Here is a 20,644-nt window from a genome sequence, read left to right on the forward strand (position 1 = left end):
TCCTAAGAAACCAGCTGCTCCTAAGAAGGAAGCTGTGAAGCCAGCCGCCGCACCAGCACCTGCTGCTGCAGCCGCTCCAGCTCCAGCCGCCGCTCCGGCAGCTAAAACCGTGATCGCCCCGGCAGCCGCCTGGCCGTTCCCGACCAGCACCCGTCCTTCCTAAGCCTTTAAACGCTTAGTGCCGGATGGCGAAAACACCGCTGTGTGAGACAATCGCACAGCGGTTTTTTTATTTGGAGTGAACTCGTGTTTAGTATTCTTAAGCTGATCGTCGATGTCATCGCCGGCCTTCTCGGTGGCGTGCTCTTACTGCGATTCTGGATGCAGGCTATCCGCGTCCGTCCGCCTTCGTCGGTGGCACAGTTTACTTTTCAATTATCGGATTGGCTGGTGCGCCCGCTGCGCCGCATCGTCCCCGGCATGGGGGGCTATGACTGGGCCAGCCTGATTGGTGCTTTCCTGATTGTGATCCTGGCGACCTCGGTGCTGTTCCTGGTGGGGGCGACGCCGGAACTGGTGCTGCTGGCGGCTTTGCACCGCTTCCTGGAGTGGATTCTGTTTGGGTTTATGGCGCTGCTGATCATCGAGGCGATTTTCAGCTGGGTCAATCCCCATGCACCCCTGGCGCCGTTCGTACGCGCGTTGAATGAGCCGCTGCTCAATCCTATCCGCAAGGTGGTGCCGCTGGTGGGTAACCTGGATTTGTCGCTGCTGGTGGCGCTGATTTTGCTGCAGATCTGCCAGATTTTGCTGGGGATGCTGTTTAGCGGTTAGCCGCTCGGCTTTTAAACCGGCAAACCGGTGTCAGACCCACAGGGTCAGACACCAATACGCGGCCGCCGCCGGCAAGTGTCAGACCCTGCGGGTCTGACACTGGTTTACCGGGTTAGAAGCGGTAGCCGAAGGCGGCTTCGAACTTGTCGGCGATTTCGGCCGGGGTGAACACGTGGTTCTGCGCGCCCTTGGTCACGATCTTGATCGCGCCCAGCAGGCTGGCCAGGCGGCCGGTCGATTCCCAGCCCAGTTCATTCACCAGGCCAAACAGCAGCCCCGCGCGGTAAGCATCGCCGCAGCCAGTCGGATCCAGGTCAAGCGACGAATCCACCACCACAGCCGGAATATCAATCCGCTTGCCGCCGGTATAAATCTCCGAACCCTTCTCCCCGCGAGTCACAATCAGCGCTTCCAGCTTCGAAGCAATTTCCGGGATGGTCAGGCCGGTACGCGACATCAGCAACTCGATCTCATAATCGTTGCAGGTCACATAAGTGGCTTTCTCGATGAAGCCAATCAGCTGCTCAGGCGTGAACATCGGCATCTGCTGGCCCGGGTCGAACACGAAGGGGATGCCCAGGCGTGCCAGGTCTTCCGCGTGCTTCAGCATGCCCAGGTGGCCGTCCGGCGAGATGATCGCGATGCGGGCGGCGCCGGCTTTCTCGATCGGGTTCTCGTGTGCAAACGACATGGCGCCAGGGTGGAAGGCGTTGATCTGGTTGTGGTCCGCATCGGCCGTGACGAAGCATTGCGCGTTGTAGGCATCCTTCTTGATCAGGATGTTGTCGGTCGACAGGCCGAGCTTCTGGAAGCGTTCCAGGTAAGCCGCGCAATCCTGGCCAAGCACACCCACGATGCGCGGATCACCGCCCAGCATCTTCAGCGAGTAGGCGATATTGCCGGAGCAACCGCCAAACTCGGTGCGCATGGTCGGCACCAGGAAGGACACATTGACCTTGTGCAGCTGGTCTGCCAGCAGCGTGTCGCCGAAGCGGCCTTCGTATTGCATGATGATGTCGATGGCCAGCGAGCCACAGACAAGCGCGGTTTTAGTCATAGTTTTTAAGGGTAAAAGATGGCGATGTGATAGCCGGAGGCTTTGAGCTGTTTCAGCTCGAAGTACAGTTTAATGCTTTGCTCGCTGCGCGGGCCGAATCCTTTTTCGGCTTCGGCTGGCGAAGGCAGATACTCGCGCGGGGCGAACACGCGGCGCAGTACCGGCTTGTCGGCGTTGTCGTTCAGGGTCAGTTCGATGTGCGGCCAGGTTTGCGCTGTCTTGGACTGGTTGCGCAGCACGGTCGTGAAGGTGAAGGTGTTTTCGGCCATGGTGGCCAGCTCGCCTTGCTCGATGCTCAGGGCGTCGAGCTGGGTGGGCAGGGCGATCTTGCAGCCGAGCGGCTGGCACATGGCGGCCAGGGCTGGCTTCAGTTGCGGGTAGTTGGCGGCCAGCGTGTCGCGGAACGTGGTGCCGGCTTGCAGGGCGAGGCCGGCCAGCAGTAACGGGATGCCGATGGCCATGGTGATGGTGGCGGCCTTGCCGTATTTCTGGCTGCGGTCGACGCGCTTGACGAAGCTCAGGTCGGAGTGGTCGAGATCATCGGCTTCGTCGATGCCGGCGAGGGCGCGCATGCGGGCGGCGGCGAGGGCGGCTTCGGCGGCTGCCTGTTCTTCGTCGCTTGGCAGGGATTCGCCGTCGTCGGGGACGTCGGTATTGACGGCTGCTACGGCGTGCAGGGCGGTGTCGTCGCGTTCTTGTTCGGGCTCGGACAGGCTCCAGGGTTCGCCGGTTGGGGCGAGGGCGTCGGCGGCGTCTTCGGCGGCGGGCCAGGGTTCTTCGGCCAGGGATGGTTCGCTGGTGCCGGCGTCGGTGTCGGCGGTTTCGCTTGCATCGGCTTCAATGTTGGCGTCGAAGCTGGCGGTGAAAGGCTCTTCCTGCGGCAACTCGGCCGGTGGGAGGTCTTCAAAATGGTGCGCGTCGTCGATTGCGGCGAGGACGATGTGTTCTTGCGGCGTGTCGAGCGAGGGCTCGATGCGGCCGTCAGGGTGCGTGTTATCGGCGGACCATTGGTCGATGGCTTCGATCAGGGCCGCGCCGGCGGGGGCTGCCGGTTCGGTTTCCGCCTCGGCCTCGGTCTCGATGGCGGGGACGTCTTCCGCAGGCGCGGATTCTTCCTGCGAAGGTTCTTCGATTGCAGCTTCTTCGCACGCAGCTTCTTCGCACGCAGCTTCTACATGCGCAGGTTCTTGCTCCTCAGGCGCGTCGAGCACGGGCTCCACCTGCTCAGGTTCGGCGTGCACAGGCTCGGCGTTGGCGGGTTCGATGTGCTCAAGCTCGACATGTTCAGGTTCGGCATCCGCAGCCTCGATACGCGCAGGTTCGGCATGCTCAGGCTCGACGTGCTCCGGTTCGACGCGCTCCGGTTCGACGTAAAGAGGGACGTCATGCTCAGGTTCGGCGTCTTCAGGCTCGGGGTGCACGGGCTCGAGCTGTTCAGGTTGGGCTTGCTCGAGTTCAACGTGCGCCGGTTCGACATGTTCAGGTTCGGCGTCCGGAGGCTGCGGCTGCGGCGCGACTGTGGGCGCCAGGAAGTCGGGGGCGAGTTCTTCACCGAAGTGTTCGGGCTCCCGCGCGGGGGCGGAGGGGCTCTTGACGTGCTTGAAGGCGCGGGCGACGGCGGCCATCGCGGCGGCGTCGGATGCTGCCGATGCGTTTGCGGGAAGGTCTTCCCAGACCAGCAGCTTTTCGTCGATCGTGGACGATGGCGTGGCGACTGGTGGCAGTGGGGCGGCGGGTGTCGGTACTTCAGGCGACCATGGGCCGGTAGTCGGCAATTCGCCGGCTAATTCGGAGAATGCGTCGTCTGGCGAAACCAGGGATGCCAGTGGATGCGGTGCGGCTGGCGGCGTGGTTGCGGCGGCGAAGGCACGGGCAACGGCGGCGCGGGCTGTATCGTCGGGCGTTGGCTCGGCGGCTGGCGCATGCGAAGCGGCGGTGCGCCAGACGGCAGGCGCGGGGACTGCTTCTGGCGGCTCGTCGATGGGGAGCGCTGGCTCGTCGGCGAAATCGAGTTCGAAGTCGACGGGGGTGCCGTGGACATAGTCGGATATCGCCGGAATGGCGTGAGCCGGTGCGGCGCGTTCGGCGACGACGTCGGGGATAACGGGAGTCGGCTTGGCCGCCGGTTCGACCAGCGCGGAGTTGCCATCGAAGACCTGGTGGCAAGAGCCACAACGGACAATGCCCCCGCGCAGTTTCAGCTGGTCAGCCGCGACCCTGAAGATCGTATTGCAGTGGGGGCATTTAGTGGCGAGCGCCATCAGTCGGGAAAATTACCTTATGCCAGCGTGCCGGACAGGCACACCCAGCCTTCGTGCTCAGCCCAGACGCTCAGCTTGATGAACGGCGCGTAGGCCGCTGCGACTTCTTCCGCCTGGCGCGCCAGCACGCCGGACAGCACCAGCGAACCGCCCGGCGCAACGCGGCCGGACAGCATCGGCGCCATCAGCTTCAGCGGCGAAGACAAAATATTGGCCACAACGATGTCGAAACGCGCCGAGGCGAACGACGATTCCGCGAAATCATCCGGCACAAAGTACTGGATATCTTCCACGCGGTTGCGCACCGAATTGTCATTGGCGGACACGATAGCCTGTGGATCGATATCCACACCCGCTACGGTCGTAGCGCCCAGCTTGCGCGCCACCATGGCCAGGATGCCCGAACCGCAGCCGTAGTCCAGCACGGACTTGCCCGGAGCAGGATGGGCTTCCAGCCATTCCATGCACAGCTTGGTGGTCGGGTGTGAACCGGTACCGAAGGCCAGGCCAGGGTCCAGTTCCAGGATCAGCGCGGATGGATCCGGCGCTTCGTGCCAGCTTGGCACGACCCAAATGTTCTTGCCGATGTGGATCGGCTCAAATTGCGACTGGGTCAGGCGCACCCAGTCAGCGTCCTCCACCTTGCGGGTGGTGAACTTAGGCAGGTGAGCCAGCCCGATCGCGCCGGCGGCAGCCGCCACGATCAGGGCCTGGTCTTCCTCGTCATCGGTCAGCGCGACTACGCGGCTATGATCCCATGCCGCTTCGGTCGGTTCCATGCCCGGCTCGCCGAACAGGGGTTTTTCGGCGTCGGTGCCTTCATCGGCATCCTCCACCGACACCGACAGCGCGCCCGCATCCATCAGCGCCTCGGACAATGCTTCGGCGTGTTCACGGGCTACTTCGATGACGATTTCAGTCCAGCTCATTTATTACTTACCTGCCTTATTTACTTACCTGCCTTAGGCATTTCTGCCAGGCGTTGTTCCAGATAGTGGATGTTGGTGCCACCTTCGATGAAGCGCGCGTCAACCATCAACTCGCGGTGCAGCGGGATGTTGGTCGAAATGCCTTCAACAACCATTTCCGACAGTGCAATCTGCATGCGGCGGATAGCCTGCTCGCGGGTTGCGCCGTAGGTAATGACCTTGCCGATCATCGAATCGTAGTTCGGTGGTACAAAGTAACCCGCATAGGAGTGCGAGTCAACACGCACGCCTGGGCCGCCCGGTACGTGCCAGGAGGTGATGCGGCCTGGCGAAGGGGTGAACTTGAACGGGTCTTCGGCATTGATACGGCACTCGATGGCGTGACCGGACAGCATCACGTCGCGCTGGCGGAAGCGCAGCTTCTCGCCCGAAGCGATGCGGATCTGTTCCTGTACGATGTCGATACCGGTGATCATTTCGGTCACTGGGTGCTCAACCTGCACGCGGGTGTTCATTTCGATGAAATAGAACTCGCCGTTTTCGTACAGGAACTCGAAGGTACCCGCACCGCGGTAACCGATCTTGCGGCAAGCTTCGGCGCAACGGTCGCCGATCTTTTCGATCAGCTTGCGCGGGATGCCTGGCGCCGGCGCTTCTTCGATCACCTTCTGGTGGCGGCGCTGCATGGAGCAGTCACGTTCGCCCAGCCAGACGGCGTTTTTGTGTTCGTCGGCGAGGATCTGGATTTCCACGTGGCGTGGATTCTCCAGGTACTTCTCCATATAGACTTCCGGGTTGCCGAAGGCGGCGCCGGCTTCCGACTTGGTCATGGTGACCGCGTTCAGCAGGGCAGCTTCAGTGTGCACCACGCGCATGCCGCGGCCACCGCCGCCGCCTGCCGCCTTGATGATGACCGGGTAGCCGACTTTGCGGGCGATCTGCACGATGACTTTCGGGTCATCCGGCAGGGCGCCTTCGGAACCTGGCACGCAAGGCACGCCGGCTTTGATCATCGCGTGCTTGGCCGACACTTTGTCGCCCATCATGCGGATCGATTCGGCGCGCGGGCCGATGAAAACGAAACCGGATTTTTCCACGCGCTCGGCGAAGTCCGCGTTCTCGGACAGGAAGCCGTAGCCCGGGTGGATCGCTTCCGCGTCGGTCACTTCGGCCGCGGAAATGATGGCCGGCATATTCAGATAGGACTGGGCCGAAGGCGCAGGGCCGATGCAGACGGATTCGTCTGCCAGCTTTACGTATTTGGCGTCACGGTCGGCTTCTGAGTGCACGACCACAGTCTTGATGCCCAATTCGCGGCACGCGCGCTGGATGCGCAGGGCGATTTCGCCGCGATTGGCAATAAGGATTTTTTCAAACATGGCAGCTTCTATGTTTGTGAAAGAAGAGGAGCTTGTGCTGGCCGCCGGGTGGTCCACAGCGGCCATAGTCCGGCTTTAGCCGATCACAAACAGCGGCTGGCCGAATTCGACCGGTTGGCCGTTCTCGACCAGGATCTGGGTAATTACGCCGCCCTTGTCGGTGTCGATTTCGTTCAGCAGCTTCATCGCTTCGATGATGCAGAGGGTATCGCCTTCCTTGACGGTGGCGCCCACTTCCACGAAGGCTGGGTTGCCTGGTGCGGATGCGCGGTAGAAGGTACCGACCATTGGCGACTTTACAACGTGGCCGGTTGGTTCGGCAGCTGGAGCGGCTGCGGCAGGCGCGGCGACCGGTGCGGCGACTGGAGCGCCGGCAGGTGCGTAATGGGTTGGCGCTTGCGGCTGCATCATCATTACCTGGTTTGGCATGACGCCGCCGGACTTGACGATGCGAACCTTGCTTTCGCCTTCGGTCACTTCCAGTTCAGCGATGTCCGACTCTGCTACCAGGTCGATCAGCGTCTTCAGCTTGCGTAGATCCATGTTGTTGGCTCCCTTGTTCTATCTATTATGTTGATGGTTTCTGCGACGCCAGCTCGTGGTTGGCATCGCGTCAGATGCGCGCAGATCGCGGTAGATTACTTGCTTTTTAAGGCAAAGTCGATGGCGAGACGATATCCCTCGATACCAAGCCCGCAGATCGTCCCCTGTGCGATAGCGCTGAGATAGGAATGGTGGCGGAATTCCTCCCGCCGATAAATATTCGAAATGTGTACTTCAATAAAAGGGATCGCTACGCCGGCCAATGCATCGCGCAAAGCGACGCTGGTGTGGGTGTAGCCTCCCGGGTTGATGACGATGAAATCCACGCCCTCGGTTCGGGCTGCGTGGATGCGGTCAATCAACGCTCCTTCGTGGTTACTTTGGAAACAGGCGAGCTGCACTCCGGCTGCTTTGGCTTGTGCCTGCGCCGCCTGTTCAACGTCTGCCAAGGTGCTGGCGCCGTAGGTTTCAGGCTCGCGCGTCCCCAACAAATTCAGGTTGGGGCCATTAAGAAGCAGCAGGTGACTTGCCATGATTCCCTGACCATTTTCTGCGAAAGTTCCGCATTTTGCCGCCATCTACAAGCATTGGCAAGAGAAAATAGCTTTGCGGAAGTTAATAGAACGGTCGTTCGACGACCTTTTTTGCCTAGTTCAGGGCTGCCAGGTCGGCTTTCAGCGCGTCGAATTTGAGGCGTGCGAGATAGGTCTTTTTCACCGTACCATCAGCGCCAATAAGGACGGTGAAGGGTAGTCCGCCCTGGGTGTTGCCGAACTGCCGGGACAGTTCGGTGCCGCTCATCCCCGCCACGTAGATGGGGTAGGCGACTTTCACTTTTTGTGTGAATTCTGCAATATTGGATGGGGAGTCGATGCCGATCCCAATCACCTGGATCTTTTTGCCGAGTTCGGAATTTTGCAGTTCCGACAACTCTGGCATCTCTTCCACGCATGGGGTGCACCACGGCGCCCAGAAATTCACCAGCAGGTTCTTGCCTTGGTATTTAGACAGCGCTTCCTTCACGCCTTTCTCATTTGGCAAGGTCTCGGCCATCATGGCTGCCACCGGGCTGGTCACGCCGGCAGGGGCGGTGGTGGTGATGGGGCCTGGAGCTTGTTTGGTGCGGGTGCCATACCAGGCGCCGGCGCCCAGGAACAGGACGGCGACCACGGTGTATGTTGCGAATTTTTTCATTGCTGGGCTGGATGGGGGCTGTTAATCAGTATGGTGCGCAGTTCGGAGATGTCGGCGCGCAGCGGTTTGTCGCCGCTTTTCTTCTTGGCGCCGCGCAGGTCGTCCTGTTCATATAGTTCGACGTGCACGCCGGCGTTCTTCCACATGAAGCTTGCCGTTTCCACATCCTCGAAACGAGGGCCGCGGAAATGGGGCGATTCGGAGATCTCGATTTGCAGGTTCTTGTTCAATAAATAAATTTCCACTTCCTTGGCGCTGTCCACGAACACTTGCAGGTGGATGTCGTCATTCATCCCCGCGGTGCCGTGCAGCACGGAGCCGGTCAGGAAGGGTTGGTATTGTTCCAGCATTTCCATTACTTGCAAAGCCAGGCCGCGCAATTTGAATATGTGCGCAGGGTGGGTGTCTGCGTTATATAAAGCGTGGTATAGGCGGACTTCTTCTTCGATCTGTTCGTTGTCGGGGAGGGCGTCGGACAGGTCGCGGGCTTGCGAGTCGCCCAGGATCTGGCGGGCGGCTTTGCGTTTGGCGCTGCCGTAGTCGGCGCCATCCTGCGCGATCATGCGGGCGGCGGCGGCGGCGATTTCGGTTTTGATCTGGGGGTTCATGAATGCATCATACCCAAAACCCGGTGAACCTGGGTCTGACCCGCAGGGTCAGACCCCGTACGGTCTCCCGGCTACGGGGCTGGGTCAAGGCTTTTGACTTTTTGAGAAGATCAACGTCGCACAACCGTATCCCCTGGCAGACGACCAGACGGGGTCCGACCCTGCGGGTCGTACCCCGGGTTACCGGTTCTAATGGGTTAAAATCCGCCACTTGATTCTTTTCCATCACCACCATGCACATCCACATCCTCGGCATTTGCGGCACTTTCATGGGCGGTCTTGCCGTCCTGGCAAAAGAAGCCGGCCACCGCGTAACGGGTTGCGACGCCAACGTCTATCCTCCGATGAGCACGCAGCTGGAGGCCCAAGGCATTGAACTGATCCAGGGATTCGGCCCTGAGCAGGTGGAACTGAACCCCGACCTTTATGTGATCGGCAACGTGGTTTCGCGCGGCAATCCGCTGATTGAAGAGATCATGAACCGCAACCTGCCGATGATCTCCGGCCCGCAATGGATCGGTGACCATATCCTGAAAGACAAATGGGTGCTGTCCGTCGCCGGCACGCACGGCAAGACCACGACTTCGGCCATGGTTGCCTGGATCCTGGAACACGCCGGCTACGCGCCTGGCTTCCTGATCGGCGGCATCCCGCAGAATTTCGGCATTTCGGCGCGCCTGACCGGCCCCGGCGCCAACTCCGAATTCTTCGTGATCGAAGCCGACGAATACGACACCGCCTTCTTTGACAAGCGCAGCAAGTTCGTGCACTACCACTCGAAGACGGCCATCATGAACAACCTGGAATACGACCACGCCGATATCTTCCCCGACATCGGCGCCATCGAAACCCAGTTCCACCACCTGGTGCGCACCGTGCCGGGTATCGGCCGCGTCATCGCCAATGGCGACGAAGCGAGCCTGCAGCGCGTGCTGAAACGCGGCTGCTGGAGCGAGAAGGAATTGTTCGGCAGCGCCGAATGCGCCGACTGGACCATGAACGAACACGCCGACGGCAGCTTCGACGTCATCTTCCAAGGCGCCAAGGCCGCCACCGTAAAGTGGGAGCTGACCGGCAAACATAACCGCTACAACGCGCTGGCCGCGATTGCCGCCGCCCGCCATGTGGGCGTGCCGATCGAAATCGCCGCCGAAGCGCTGGGACAATTCCAAAGCGTGAAGCGCCGCATGGAAGTGCGCGGCACCGTCAACGGCGTGACTGTGTATGACGATTTCGCCCACCACCCAACTGCGATCGACACCACGGTGGGCGGCCTGCGCCAGAAGATCGGCGCCACGGGCCGCATCCTGGCCGTGCTGGAGCCGCGCTCCAACACCATGAAGCTGGGCACCATGAAGGATGCTTTGCCCGGGAGCCTGAATGCTGCTGACCTGGTATTCGGCTTCGGCAGCGAGCAGGCCCTGGGCTGGAACCTGGGCGAGGCACTGTCGCCGATGGGCGCAATGGCTTCGGCCTACGAAGACCTGGAAGTGATGGTCAAAGCCATCGTCGCGGCGGCCAAGCCGGGCGACCATATTATTGTGATGAGCAATGGCGGCTTCGGCGGCGTCCACCAGAAATTGCTGGAGGCGCTGCAGTAATGATTTTGTACCTGCATGGCTTCCGTTCCTCGCCATTGTCGATGAAGGCGCGGCTGACCGGGGAGCGGATGGCGCAGCTTGGCCGCAGCGCGGAATTTATTTGCCCGCAACTGCCGGCGAGTCCCACGCTGGCCATGGACCTGGCATTCGGCCTGGTGGCCGGCGTACCGGCGGAAGAACTGACCATCGTCGGCTCTTCGCTGGGCGGCTACTACGCCACCTGGATGGCCGAGAAGCTCGGCTGCCGCGCAGTCCTGCTGAATCCCGCCGTGGTTGCGGCGCTTGACCTCGAAAAGCACGTCGGCGTCGCAACCGCCTACCACTCTGACGAACCGTTTGAATTCAAGCGTGAATATATAGAGGAGCTGCGCGCGCTGGCCGTGCCGCAGATCTCGCAGCCCGAACGCTACTTCCTGGTCGCCTGCACCGGCGACGAGGTGCTGGATTACCGCGATATGGTGGCCCATTACGCCGGCGCCAGGCAAAAAGTAGTGCAGGGCAGCGACCACGCCATCAGCGAGTACGCCGACTACCTCGCTGAAGTACTAGAGTTTTGCGGAGTGCGATGAAAGGCCAATCCCTACGCCAGGCCAACTGGCACGGTCACGTGCTCGCCGCGAACCCGCCGCATCCCTACCGCCACTGGCTGACCGGCGGCGGTTCGCTGACCAATAAGCTGAAAGAGCACAGCCGCGCCTTCCGCGTGCAGCTGCTGCACCAGGACACGGCCATCTGCCTCGCCGATGAGGCCAATATCATCGGCTACCACCGTCCCGGCCGCGTCTGGGAGAGGGAGGTTTTGCTGCGGTGTGATAATACGCCTGTGGTGTTCGCCCATACCGTGGTGCCGATGTCGGCCGACGCCTCTGATTGGCCGCTGTTCAGCGCCTTGGGCGAACGCTCGCTCGGCAGTACACTGTTCGGCGACCCGCAAGTGCGGCGCGGCGAGCTGCAATTTGCGCGACTGCGCGCGACTCATCCGCTGGCGCGGCGCGCCCGCGCGGCATTGTCGGACCAAGGGGCGGACGTGCCGGACGACGCTTTACTGTATGCACGGCGCTGCCTGTACCAGCGCCACGAAGGAACTTTGCTTGTGACCGAGGTCTTCCTGCCTCCGGTTCTCCAGCTTCACAGGACTAATGATCAATGAATGTATTTTTTGAAGAATCCGGCGATTTCAAAGTAGGCAGCGTGCTGTCGCAGGCAGGCGAGGCCTACCAGGTTGAAATGGCCAGCGGCAAGCGCAACAAGGTGAAAACCAAGGATGTGATGCTGCAGTTCGACAAGCCGTCGCCGGCCGAGCTGATGGAACAGGCCAAGGCCATCGCGGCCGACGTCGACCTGGACTTCCTGTGGGAAGTGGCGGGCGAAGAGGAATTCGGTTTCGCCGAGCTGGGCGCCGAGTATTTCGGCCACGCTCCGCAAGCTGCCGAAGCGGCCGGCCTGATCCTGAGCTTGCACGCCGCGCCGATCTATTTCCACAAGAAGGGCCGCGGCCGCTATAAGAAAGCGCCGGAGCAGACCTTGAAGGCGGCGCTGGCTGGCATTGAGAAGAAAAAGCAGCAAGCCATCATCCAGGGCCAGTATGCCGAGGAGCTGAAGGCGGGCAACCTGCCGTCCTCGATGCAGAACATCGTGAACCAGCTGCTGTTCAAGCCGGACAAGAACACGATTGAATTCAAGGCGCTGGAGCAGGCCGCGAACGAAGCGCACACCACGCCGGCGCGCATGATGCTGTCGGCCGGCGGCATCAAGTCGCCGAAAGACCTGCATATGGCGAAATTCCTGTTCGAGAATTTCCCGAAAGGCCACGGCTTCCCTGAGATGCCGGTGCCTGCCGCACCGGCCGGCCTGCCGCTGGCGGCGGTCGAGGCCTTCTCCATCGATGACGTGACGACCACCGAAATCGACGATGCCTTCTCCGTGGTGCACCAGCCGGATGGCAAGGTGCGCGTGGGTATCCACATCGCCGCACCGGGCCTGGGCATCAAGCCGGACGACGCCATCGACAAGATCGCGCGCGGCCGCATGTCTACTGTCTATATGCCGGGCGATAAGATCACCATGCTGCCGGACAGCATCGTCGACGCGTTCACCCTGGCTGAAGGCAAAACCTGTCCGGCGCTGTCGCTATACGCCGTACTCGATCCGGCCGACTGGTCGGTGATCTCCACCGAGACCAAGGCCGAGCTGGTGCCGATCGCGAACAACCTTCGCCACAACACGCTGGACGAGCTGGTCAACGAGCAGACCCTGGCCAGCGGCGAGGGCGATTATCCGCGCAAGGCCGAGCTGACCTTGCTGTGGGGCTGGGCCCAGCACCTGGAAGCGGGCCGCATGCTCAAGCGCGAGGCGTTTGGCCTGAAGCCTGAGCAGAACAACCGCGTCGACTTCAACTTCTATGTGGAAGACGATGTGGTCACGATTTCGCGCCGCAAGCGCGGTGCGCCGCTGGACAAGATCGTGGCCGAGCTGATGATCTTCGCCAACTCCACCTGGGGCAAGCTGATGCACGACCATGGCGTGCCGGGTATTTACCGTACCCAAGGCCAGGGCGTGGGCGGCTGGGCGGCCAAGATGCAGGTGCGCATGATGACGCAAGCTGCGCCGCACCAGGGCCTGGGCGTGGACCAGTATGCGTGGTCGACTTCGCCGCTGCGCCGCTACACCGACCTGGTCAACCAGTGGCAGATTTTGGCTTGCGCTTCGCATGGCGTGACTGCGCCGATGGTGGCGCCGTTCAAGCATAAGGATGCGAACCTGTTTGCGATTGTGTCGGCGTTTGATGCGGCGTATGCGGCGTATGCGGACTTCCAGTCGAATATGGAGCGCTATTGGTGCCTGCGCTGGCTGGGGCAGGAGAATGCCAAGGAAGTCGAGGCTGTGGTGCTGAAGGATGAAGTGCTGCGTTTGTCCGAGATTCCGCTGATCGTGCGCATGCCGGGCATGCCGGCTGTTGCGCGCGGGTCACACGTGAAGCTGGATGTGCTGCGCTGGGATGAGGTGGATCTGGCGATCGAGACGCGCTTGCAGGAAGGCTCGATTACCTTGCCGGTCGAGCCGGAGGCGGAGCTGGATGAGGAGGAGGCGCCGGCTGATCCTGCACAACCTACTGAGGTGGATGCGGAGGAGGCGTCGTTGGCCAGCGAGGCGGTTGTTACGGAGCCTGGACCGCAGTAAACCCGGTAACCTGGGTACGACCCAAGCCGGATGGCCGTCCCGTCGGACCCAAGTACGCGGCTGCCGCCGGTCGGGTCTGACCCTTGGGTCAGACCCAGTATTTCCGGGTTTTGTCGTAGAATCCAAGATTCTCAAAAGCATCATTTTAGAATTCAGCGCGTGAAGTATTTCAAAGAAAACCAGTTCCTTGTCATTGCTTCCACCCTTTCGGTGGCGGTCCACGCCGTGGCGCTGATGGTGCATTTCGTCGCTCCCAAGGCCTTCAAGGTTGAACCAACCGATCCTGGCCTGGAAGTCATCCTGGTCAACGCCAAGCACGCCTCCAAGCCGCTGAAGGCTGACGCGCTGGCGCAAGCCAATCTCGATGGCGGCGGCAATGCCGATGCCGGCCGCGCCAAATCCCCGCTGCCGGACATGCGCCGCATGGAAACGGGCGAGAACATCCAGGCCGCACAGCGCTATATAAAAGAGCTGGAAGAACGCCAGAAAAACCTGCTGACCCAGGCGAAGAAGAGTCCCCTTTCCGCCCCGCCGGTAACGGACAAGAATCAGGCCGACCCAACCCGCAGCGGCGCCGACCTGATCGAAAGCAGCAAGGCGATGGCGCGCAGCATGGCTGAAATCACGCAGACCATCGAAGACCAGAACAAGCGCCCGAAGAAAACCTTCCTTTCTCCAAGCACCAAGGAAGTGGGCTACGCCATGTACTACAAGACCTTCCAGCGCCGCGTGGAAGAAATCGGTACCCTGAATTTCCCGCAGATGAGCGGCAAGAAGATGTACGGCCAATTGGTGCTGTACATCCCGATCTTCATGGACGGCACGATTTATATGAAGGATGGCGGCATCCGCATCGAGCGCAGTTCGGGCAACCCGGCGCTGGATGCCGCGGCCATCAATATCGTGCGGCGGGCCGCCCCGTTCGGCAAATTCCCGCCGAATATGCTGTCGCATGACCGTGACGACCTGTGGGTCATCATCACCACCTTCAAGTTCACCCGCGAAGAAAAGATGGAAGCCGACCTGACCGGCGGCATTCAATAATGGATAAGTACTGCGTCTTCGGCAACCCGATTGCCCACAGCAAATCGCCGGAAATCCACGCTGCCTATGCCGCCCAGACCGGCCAGTCCTTGAACTATGAGAAGTGGCTGGCGCCGCTGGATGGCTTCGGCGCAGCCGTGCAAGCATTCATTGCCGTCGGCGGCAAGGGCGCCAATGTCACTGTGCCGTTCAAGCTGGAAGCGCACAAGCTGGCGACGGCGCTGACCGTGCGCGCGCAGGCAGCTGGCGCCGTCAACACCCTGGTCTTCGGCGAAGACGGCAGCATCACCGGCGACAACACCGATGGCGCTGGCCTGGTCGCCGACATCGTGCAAAACGCCGGCGTGCCGCTGGCCGGCAAGCGCGTGCTGCTGCTGGGCGCCGGCGGCGCCGCGCGCGGCGTGGTGCTGCCGATCCTGGAACACCGTCCCGCCGCACTGGTGATCGCCAACCGCACCGTCGCCACTGCGCAAGCGCTGGTCGAGCAGTTTGGCGCACTGGCCGGGCCGGGCGTCTTGTCCGCCTGCGGCTTTGCTGAAGTGGCTGGCGCCTTCGACGTCATCGTCAACGCCACCTCGGCCAGCCTGAGCGCCGACCTGCCGCCAGTGCCGGCAACCGCCTTCGCACCCGGCGCGCTGGCGCTGGACATGATGTACGGCGCCAAGCCGACCGTCTTCATGGAGTTCGCCTCCAGCCATGGCGCCATCGCCCGCGACGGCCTGGGCATGCTGGTCGAGCAAGCCGCCGAAGCGTTCGAGGTATGGCGCGGCGTTCGTCCTCAAACAAGCGAAGTCCTGGCGCACCTGCGCGCCAAGCTATGAACAAGCTCAAAAAGCTGAAGTGGTTTTTCATTGTACCGATCGCGATTTTCCTCGCGGTGCAGTTGTATTTCTTTGTGCAGATCTGGTGGTGGGTTGACCATAATCCGACTATGACGGCCTTCATGCGCGAGCAACAGGCAGCCATGCAGGAGACGGATCCGAAGGCGCGGGTCAAGCAGATGTGGGTGCCGTACGCGGCGATCTCTGCCAACTTGAAGCGGGCGGTGATCGCGTCCGAAGACGCGAACTTCGCCGAACATGAGGGTGTGGACTGGGAGGCGCTGCAAAAGGCCTACGAGCATAACCAGGAAAAGAAGAAGGGCAAGAAGATCCACGGCGGTTCGACCATCACCCAGCAACTGGCCAAGAACCTGTTCCTCTCCGGTTCGCGCAGCTACCTGCGAAAGGGGCAGGAGCTGATCATCACCTATATGCTGGAGATGCTGATGGATAAGCGCCGCATCTTCGAAATTTACCTGAATGTGGCGGAGTTTGGCCGCGGTATTTATGGCGCGGAGGCTGCTGCGCGCTACTATTACCGGATTCCGGCTTCCAAGCTTGGACCGGAGCAGGCGGCGCGGCTGGCTGTCATGCTGCCACGGCCAAAATATTTCGACGCCCATCGCGACTCGTCCTATCTGGCGCGACGTGCGGGGGTGATCATGCAACGAATGAATTCGGCGGAGCTGCCTTGAAAAAATATCAATCAGGAGTCAGCCTGGTGGCGGTGGTTGTCGTCATGGGCTTGCTGGGGGCGGCGGCGGTGTTTGCGCTGATCTCGATGAGTAAAGAGCGCAACCTGTTTGCCGAGGGGCTGGACAAGGTCGGCGCCAAGGCTAGGGAGGTGGCCGCGCCGGTGGTGTCGCAGGCGGCCCCGCCAGCGCCGATGCGCAAATGTGTCATCAACGGCAAGACTGTGATTTCAAATACCGACTGCGCGGACCAGGGCAAAGTGATCGAAATCCACGATTCGAAGGGATTCGAGGCGCCCAAGCCGCCGCCGAAGCCGGCGCCTGAGGCGCAGCCGACGGCTTCGGATCGCGCGATTCAGCGCGCGACACAATAAACCGGTAACACAGTGTCTGACCCGCAGGGTCAGACACTGGCATGCGGCCGCCGCCAGCTGGTGTCTGACCCTGCGGGTCGGACACCGGGTTACCGGTTTGCCGGTTTAAAAAAATGCATCAACGGGACTGGCACCTCGCCCCCCTTTGCGGGTACACTTGCGAAGTTTTTTAGAACCCGCGCTCTACACCCCTGTCCGGCTGAGATTGCCTATGATTAATGTTTTCGTTTTACAAAATGGCCGGCTCAACCAGGTGCCTATTGAGACGCGCGAAGACCTTGAGCAAGCGGCACCGGTCTGGGTCGACCTGACTGATCCGACAGAAGACGAACGCGCCTGGGTTAAATCCATCTACGGCGTGATCCTGCCTGGTGAAGACGAGGTCAAGGACATCGAAGCCTCCGCCCGTTACTACGAGGCGGAAAACGGCGACCTCCACCTGCGCACCGATTTCCTGCTGGAAGAAGATGAAGGCCCGTCGCGCGTGGTGACGGTGGCGTTCATCCTCGCCAAGAAAATGCTGTTCTCGGTCCATACCGACGACCTGCCTGTGTTCCGCCTGGTGCGCATGCGCGCCCGTTCGCGCCCCGGCTCGATCGCCGACTACATGGACGTGCTGCTGGACCTGTACGCCACCGACGCCGAGTATTCGGCGGATGCGCTGGAAGGTATCTACCAGAACCTGGAAGAAGTCTCCGGCCGCGTGCTGCAGGAAGAGTTCACCGACAAGGACGCAGCCGACGCCCTGAGCGCCATCGCGCACGAGGAAGACTTGAACGGCCGTATCCGCCGCAACATGATGGACACGCGCCGTGCAGTGTCCTTCCTGATGCGAGGCCGCCTGCTCAATTCCGAGCAGTTCGAGGAAGCGCGCCAGATCTTGCGCGACATTGAATCGCTGGATGGCCACACCTCCTTCCTGTTCGATAAGATCAACTTCCTGATGGATGCCACCGTCGGCTTCATCAACATTAACCAGAATAAGATCATCAAGATCTTCTCGGTGGCGTCGGTCGCCTTCCTGCCGCCGACCCTGATTGCGTCGGTGTACGGCATGAACTTCGATTTCATCCCGGAGCTGAAATGGCAGTTGGGCTATGGCTGGGCCTGGGGCCTGATGGTGGTCAGCGCCGCCGCGCCATTGTTGTATTTCCGCCGCCGCGGTTGGTTGCGTTAACTCAAGTAATAATATTTATTTGCCAACCACTTATTGCCGGAAGTAAGATCCAGTCCTTACTTTTACAATAAGGAAATAGCATGAACTTCCGCTTCGCCTTCGTTGCGGCTGCCGCCTTGGCATTCCTCACTGGCTGCGCTACCCCGCCTCAATCCCCGGTTGCCCTGTCGTCCAAAGTATTCGTCGAGAAGGGCGCTCGCGTCGGGGTCGCCATGACCAAGCTGCCTAAAGTGGACACCAATTTCCCTGGTGCTGGCTGCTTGCTGTGCATGGCCGCAGCGTCGGTGGCCAACTCTTCTCTGACGGCCCACACCCAAACCTTGTCGGCCGACGACCTGCTGCGTCTGAAGGCGGATGTCGCCGAAGCGCTGGCCAAGAAAGGCATGGTACCGGTGCTGATTGATGGCGACCTGAACGTTGCCGACTTGCCGTCCGCCTCCAGCAGCGTGCCAAATGCGGCGCGCAAGGACTTCAGTTCCGTAAAGTCCAAGTATCAGCTCGACAAGCTGCTGGTAGTCGACCTGAATCAGGTCGGTATCGTCCGTTTTTATTCCGCCTACGTTCCCGTCAGCGATCCTAAGGGCGTGGTCAGTGGCAGCAGCTACCTCGTCAACCTGAAAGACAATTCTTACGACTGGTACTTGCCGCTGCTCACCCAAAAAAGTGCCCAAGGGGCATGGGATGAGGCACCGTCATTCCCAGGGTTGAGCAATGCGTACTTCCAAGCAGTGGAAGAAACGCGTGACGCCATCCTGAAGCCATTGGCGAATTAAGTCCATGACCGGACTTCGACAGCTAGCGCTGGCCGCGCTATTGGCATGCCATTGCGCGGCCCAGGCTGCCGACGCGGCGCCAGCCGAGCAGACCTGGTCGTTGCGCATGCCTGCGCAACAGAAGGTCGATTTCCGCGGTCAACTCAATCTCGATAAGGCGGGACAGGGCGCAGGCGGGATGATGTATCCAACGAATGGCTTGGGCCTCGCTGGCCTGCTGGTCGGAATTGCGACCCACGCAGTGATCGTCAACGGGACGCGCAGCGGTGAGAAGAGCAAGTTGGAGCTGGAGGCCGACAAAGTACTGCTGCCGTTCCAGGATGTGCTCAATGGCTTCCACCAGGGCGACCTGGCGGGACTGGCGCTGCCGGCAGAGGCCAATCTGCCGCTGCTGCCGGACGACTCCAAGCCCGCGGGCGTGGTGATCGTCAGCTCACCCGTGTTTTATATGACCCAGGACCGCAGTGCGCTGATTCTCGATAACACCGTGTCAGTATTCAATGTCGCCAGCGGCGACCAGCCGATTTACCAGAATACTGTGCGTGTGGTGTCGCGAGCCAGCGATGACGCAGACCAGGTCGCGCATTGGCAGGGCGATGCGGGCAAGGCGCTTAGAGATGAAAGCGCCCAGTTGTTCCGCCATTCCGTCGAAATCGTGCGCCAGCACGCTTTGGCCCCGCCATCGGGCGCTGCAACCGCGCGAACTTTCCGCTACCTTGAGGGGCAAAAGGAAGCGATGGAGCGTGCGCAATTGGTCAGCGAGACTTGCGATCGGGCATTGGTCAAGAACCTGCGCGGCTGGCTGATGTCGATTCCACTCAAGCGCAAGGAGGCACTGGCGCCGGAGTGTGAGGCCTCGGCGCAAGTGCTGTAACCGTTGCAACATATCTCACCCGCGCCCTTAAGGGCGGGTGAGCTGCAATAACGCAACGCTTTGTAACCTGTGGTTGGCTTGCCGCAGCTGCTTTATCCCTTGCCGCGCCCACTGCTGCGCGGCTTTGTACTTGTCAATCACTGGATAGCGTTCTGCCTCAGCTTGACACGAAAGTAAGGGCGTCACATTCTTTCGATTCACAATTCACATTTCGGGGGAACGCATGACTGCCGTCGCATTGTCTCCATCCTCCCAGGCGATGCTGGCCTTGCGCGGCCAGGTTATCGAAGCCTGGCGCCAGGCTGCGCGGGAGACGCTATGCAAGGCCGGCGACCTGCCCGACCCGATCTTGCTCAATACCTTGCCGACCTTTTACGAGCACCTGGCGCGCCTGCTGACGCAAGAGTTCTACCAGGCCAGCGGGGTCGATGTAGCCATCATCGCGCAAGAACATGGCGGCGAGCGGGCGCGCCTGAGCGGCTACGACACCACCACCCTGATCCGCGAATACCAGCTGTTCCGCCAGGTGCTGTTCCGCATGCTGCACCAAGGCGGCGTGCTGCTCACGCATGAACAGCGCGAAGCCATGGCTACCTCGATCGACAGCGCGATCCGCGAAAGCGTGACCGCGTTTGCCCTGATCCAGTCGGCCCTGCGCGAACAATTCATCGCCGCGCTGACGCATGATTTGCGCACGCCGCTGTCCAATGTCAGCGTGGCGGCGCAGGTGATCGAGACGCGCGCGCAGAGCGAAGACATTCGCCGGCTCGCAGAGCGCATCGTCGCCAACGCTCAGCGCATCGAAAATATGACGCGCGACCTGCTGGACTGCATGGTGTTCGAAGGCGGCGAGCGGCTGCCGCTGCATATCGAAGAATTCGACATGGCCATGCTGGCCTATGAAGTGGCGCAGCAGGAGAAGGAGCGCAGCGGGGTAGAAGTGCGGGTTGAATTCGAATCGGCCGTCGGCTTCTGGTGCCGGGCGTCGCTTCAGCGCGCGCTGGAAAACCTGCTGGGCAACGCCATCAAATACAAGGCGGCTGGAACGCCGATCGTGGTGCGGGTGAACAGTGACGAACTACGCGTGCAGCTGGCGGTGCACAACGAAGGGGACCCGATCCCGGCGGAGGAAATGGAATCGATCTTCCAGGTGTATCGCCGCGCGCGTGGCGGCAGGTGCAACAAGGATGGCTGGGGCGTCGGGCTGCCTTATGCGCGCCGGGTGGCGGAAAGCCATGGCGGCAGCATCATCGTCACCAGTTCGGTGGCGCTCGGTACTACCTTCCTGATCGACATCCCGATGGACGCGCGGCCCTTTGGCAGCTCTCCTGTTTCTGGCTAATTTACTGGAAGAAATAGCAAG

22 protein-coding genes are annotated in these 20,644 nt (G+C 61.3%); 14 read left to right on the forward strand and 8 right to left on the reverse strand.

All coding sequences use genetic code 11. The annotated features are described in order from the left end of the window. Nucleotides 1–34: 34 nt before the first annotated feature. Nucleotides 35–163, forward strand: a complete 129-nt coding sequence (locus AC1RTP_RS11020) for a hypothetical protein (RefSeq protein ID WP_267874961.1) — start codon at nucleotides 35–37, stop codon at nucleotides 161–163. Between the two features lie 83 nt (nucleotides 164–246). After that, nucleotides 247–774, forward strand: a complete 528-nt coding sequence (locus AC1RTP_RS11025; protein ID WP_498607448.1) for a YggT family protein — start codon at nucleotides 247–249, stop codon at nucleotides 772–774. A 112-nt stretch (nucleotides 775–886) separates the two neighbouring features. Here the strand turns inward: AC1RTP_RS11025 and AC1RTP_RS11030 are convergent, their stop codons facing one another. From AC1RTP_RS11030 to AC1RTP_RS11065, 8 genes are all read right to left on the reverse strand, one after another. Beyond that, complete coding sequence (locus AC1RTP_RS11030) at nucleotides 887–1,831, reverse strand: carbohydrate kinase family protein (RefSeq protein ID WP_498607449.1); 945 nt, start codon at nucleotides 1,829–1,831, stop codon at nucleotides 887–889. 5 nt (nucleotides 1,832–1,836) lie between these two features. Further along, nucleotides 1,837–4,092 (reverse strand): DUF3426 domain-containing protein, encoded by a 2,256-nt coding sequence (locus AC1RTP_RS11035; protein ID WP_498607451.1) that lies wholly within the window; start codon nucleotides 4,090–4,092, stop codon nucleotides 1,837–1,839. A 17-nt stretch (nucleotides 4,093–4,109) separates the two neighbouring features. Next, a complete protein-coding gene (gene prmA / locus AC1RTP_RS11040) occupies nucleotides 4,110–5,021 on the reverse strand; it encodes a 50S ribosomal protein L11 methyltransferase (RefSeq protein ID WP_498607452.1) in 912 nt (303 codons plus the stop codon). A gap of 20 nt (nucleotides 5,022–5,041) precedes the next feature. Then, nucleotides 5,042–6,400, reverse strand: coding sequence for an acetyl-CoA carboxylase biotin carboxylase subunit (gene accC, locus AC1RTP_RS11045; RefSeq protein WP_498607453.1), 1,359 nt, complete (start codon nucleotides 6,398–6,400; stop codon nucleotides 5,042–5,044). A 75-nt stretch (nucleotides 6,401–6,475) separates the two neighbouring features. Further along, nucleotides 6,476–6,943 (reverse strand): acetyl-CoA carboxylase biotin carboxyl carrier protein, encoded by a 468-nt coding sequence (gene accB, locus AC1RTP_RS11050; RefSeq protein ID WP_498607454.1) that lies wholly within the window; start codon nucleotides 6,941–6,943, stop codon nucleotides 6,476–6,478. A 95-nt stretch (nucleotides 6,944–7,038) separates the two neighbouring features. Then, the gene (gene aroQ, locus AC1RTP_RS11055; protein ID WP_498607456.1) at nucleotides 7,039–7,476 is read right to left on the reverse strand and encodes a type II 3-dehydroquinate dehydratase; all 438 of its coding nucleotides are present in this window, start codon (nucleotides 7,474–7,476) and stop codon (nucleotides 7,039–7,041) included. A 115-nt stretch (nucleotides 7,477–7,591) separates the two neighbouring features. Continuing rightward, nucleotides 7,592–8,137, reverse strand: coding sequence for a TlpA family protein disulfide reductase (locus AC1RTP_RS11060; protein WP_498607457.1), 546 nt, complete (start codon nucleotides 8,135–8,137; stop codon nucleotides 7,592–7,594). Continuing rightward, nucleotides 8,134–8,745 carry a hypothetical protein gene (locus AC1RTP_RS11065; protein WP_498607458.1) on the reverse strand — a complete coding sequence of 204 codons (612 nt, stop codon included), beginning with the start codon at nucleotides 8,743–8,745 and terminating at the stop codon, nucleotides 8,134–8,136. Before AC1RTP_RS11065 ends, AC1RTP_RS11060 begins: the two co-directional genes overlap by 4 nt. Before the next feature lie 233 nt (nucleotides 8,746–8,978). Here AC1RTP_RS11065 and mpl point away from each other — a divergent pair, with 233 nt between their 5' ends. From mpl to AC1RTP_RS11125, 12 genes are all read left to right on the forward strand, one after another. After that, complete coding sequence (gene mpl / locus AC1RTP_RS11070; RefSeq protein WP_498607460.1) at nucleotides 8,979–10,346, forward strand: UDP-N-acetylmuramate:L-alanyl-gamma-D-glutamyl-meso-diaminopimelate ligase; 1,368 nt, start codon at nucleotides 8,979–8,981, stop codon at nucleotides 10,344–10,346. Next, nucleotides 10,346–10,915 carry a YqiA/YcfP family alpha/beta fold hydrolase gene (locus AC1RTP_RS11075; RefSeq protein ID WP_498607462.1) on the forward strand — a complete coding sequence of 190 codons (570 nt, stop codon included), beginning with the start codon at nucleotides 10,346–10,348 and terminating at the stop codon, nucleotides 10,913–10,915. Before mpl ends, AC1RTP_RS11075 begins: the two co-directional genes overlap by 1 nt. Beyond that, complete coding sequence (locus tag AC1RTP_RS11080; RefSeq protein WP_498607464.1) at nucleotides 10,912–11,496, forward strand: chorismate--pyruvate lyase family protein; 585 nt, start codon at nucleotides 10,912–10,914, stop codon at nucleotides 11,494–11,496. Before AC1RTP_RS11075 ends, AC1RTP_RS11080 begins: the two co-directional genes overlap by 4 nt. Then, on the forward strand, nucleotides 11,493–13,526 hold the full coding sequence (locus AC1RTP_RS11085; RefSeq protein ID WP_498607466.1) for a ribonuclease catalytic domain-containing protein: 2,034 nt from the start codon (nucleotides 11,493–11,495) through the stop codon (nucleotides 13,524–13,526). Before AC1RTP_RS11080 ends, AC1RTP_RS11085 begins: the two co-directional genes overlap by 4 nt. Nucleotides 13,527–13,685: 159 nt before the next feature. After that, the gene (locus tag AC1RTP_RS11090) at nucleotides 13,686–14,570 is read left to right on the forward strand and encodes a TonB family protein (protein ID WP_498607468.1); all 885 of its coding nucleotides are present in this window, start codon (nucleotides 13,686–13,688) and stop codon (nucleotides 14,568–14,570) included. Next, nucleotides 14,570–15,391 carry a shikimate dehydrogenase gene (gene aroE / locus AC1RTP_RS11095; protein ID WP_498607470.1) on the forward strand — a complete coding sequence of 274 codons (822 nt, stop codon included), beginning with the start codon at nucleotides 14,570–14,572 and terminating at the stop codon, nucleotides 15,389–15,391. The genes AC1RTP_RS11090 and aroE overlap by 1 nt, the downstream gene beginning before the upstream one ends. Continuing rightward, nucleotides 15,388–16,086: a monofunctional biosynthetic peptidoglycan transglycosylase gene (gene mtgA, locus AC1RTP_RS11100; RefSeq protein WP_498607472.1), complete on the forward strand. Its 699-nt coding sequence runs from the start codon at nucleotides 15,388–15,390 to the stop codon at nucleotides 16,084–16,086. The genes aroE and mtgA overlap by 4 nt, the downstream gene beginning before the upstream one ends. Then, nucleotides 16,083–16,457: a DUF4124 domain-containing protein gene (locus AC1RTP_RS11105; protein WP_498607474.1), complete on the forward strand. Its 375-nt coding sequence runs from the start codon at nucleotides 16,083–16,085 to the stop codon at nucleotides 16,455–16,457. Before mtgA ends, AC1RTP_RS11105 begins: the two co-directional genes overlap by 4 nt. A 211-nt stretch (nucleotides 16,458–16,668) precedes the next feature. Further along, entirely contained in the window at nucleotides 16,669–17,634 is a 966-nt protein-coding gene (gene corA / locus AC1RTP_RS11110; RefSeq protein WP_498607476.1) for a magnesium/cobalt transporter CorA, read from the forward strand. Between the two features lie 80 nt (nucleotides 17,635–17,714). Further along, a complete protein-coding gene (locus AC1RTP_RS11115) occupies nucleotides 17,715–18,407 on the forward strand; it encodes a hypothetical protein (protein ID WP_498607477.1) in 693 nt (230 codons plus the stop codon). A 4-nt stretch (nucleotides 18,408–18,411) separates the two neighbouring features. Then, nucleotides 18,412–19,281 (forward strand): hypothetical protein, encoded by an 870-nt coding sequence (locus AC1RTP_RS11120; protein ID WP_498607479.1) that lies wholly within the window; start codon nucleotides 18,412–18,414, stop codon nucleotides 19,279–19,281. 223 nt (nucleotides 19,282–19,504) lie between these two features. Continuing rightward, complete coding sequence (locus AC1RTP_RS11125; protein ID WP_498607480.1) at nucleotides 19,505–20,623, forward strand: ATP-binding protein; 1,119 nt, start codon at nucleotides 19,505–19,507, stop codon at nucleotides 20,621–20,623. Nucleotides 20,624–20,644: the final 21 nt, after the last annotated feature.

Source organism: Pseudoduganella sp. GW821-FHT11H04, assembly GCF_058807935.1.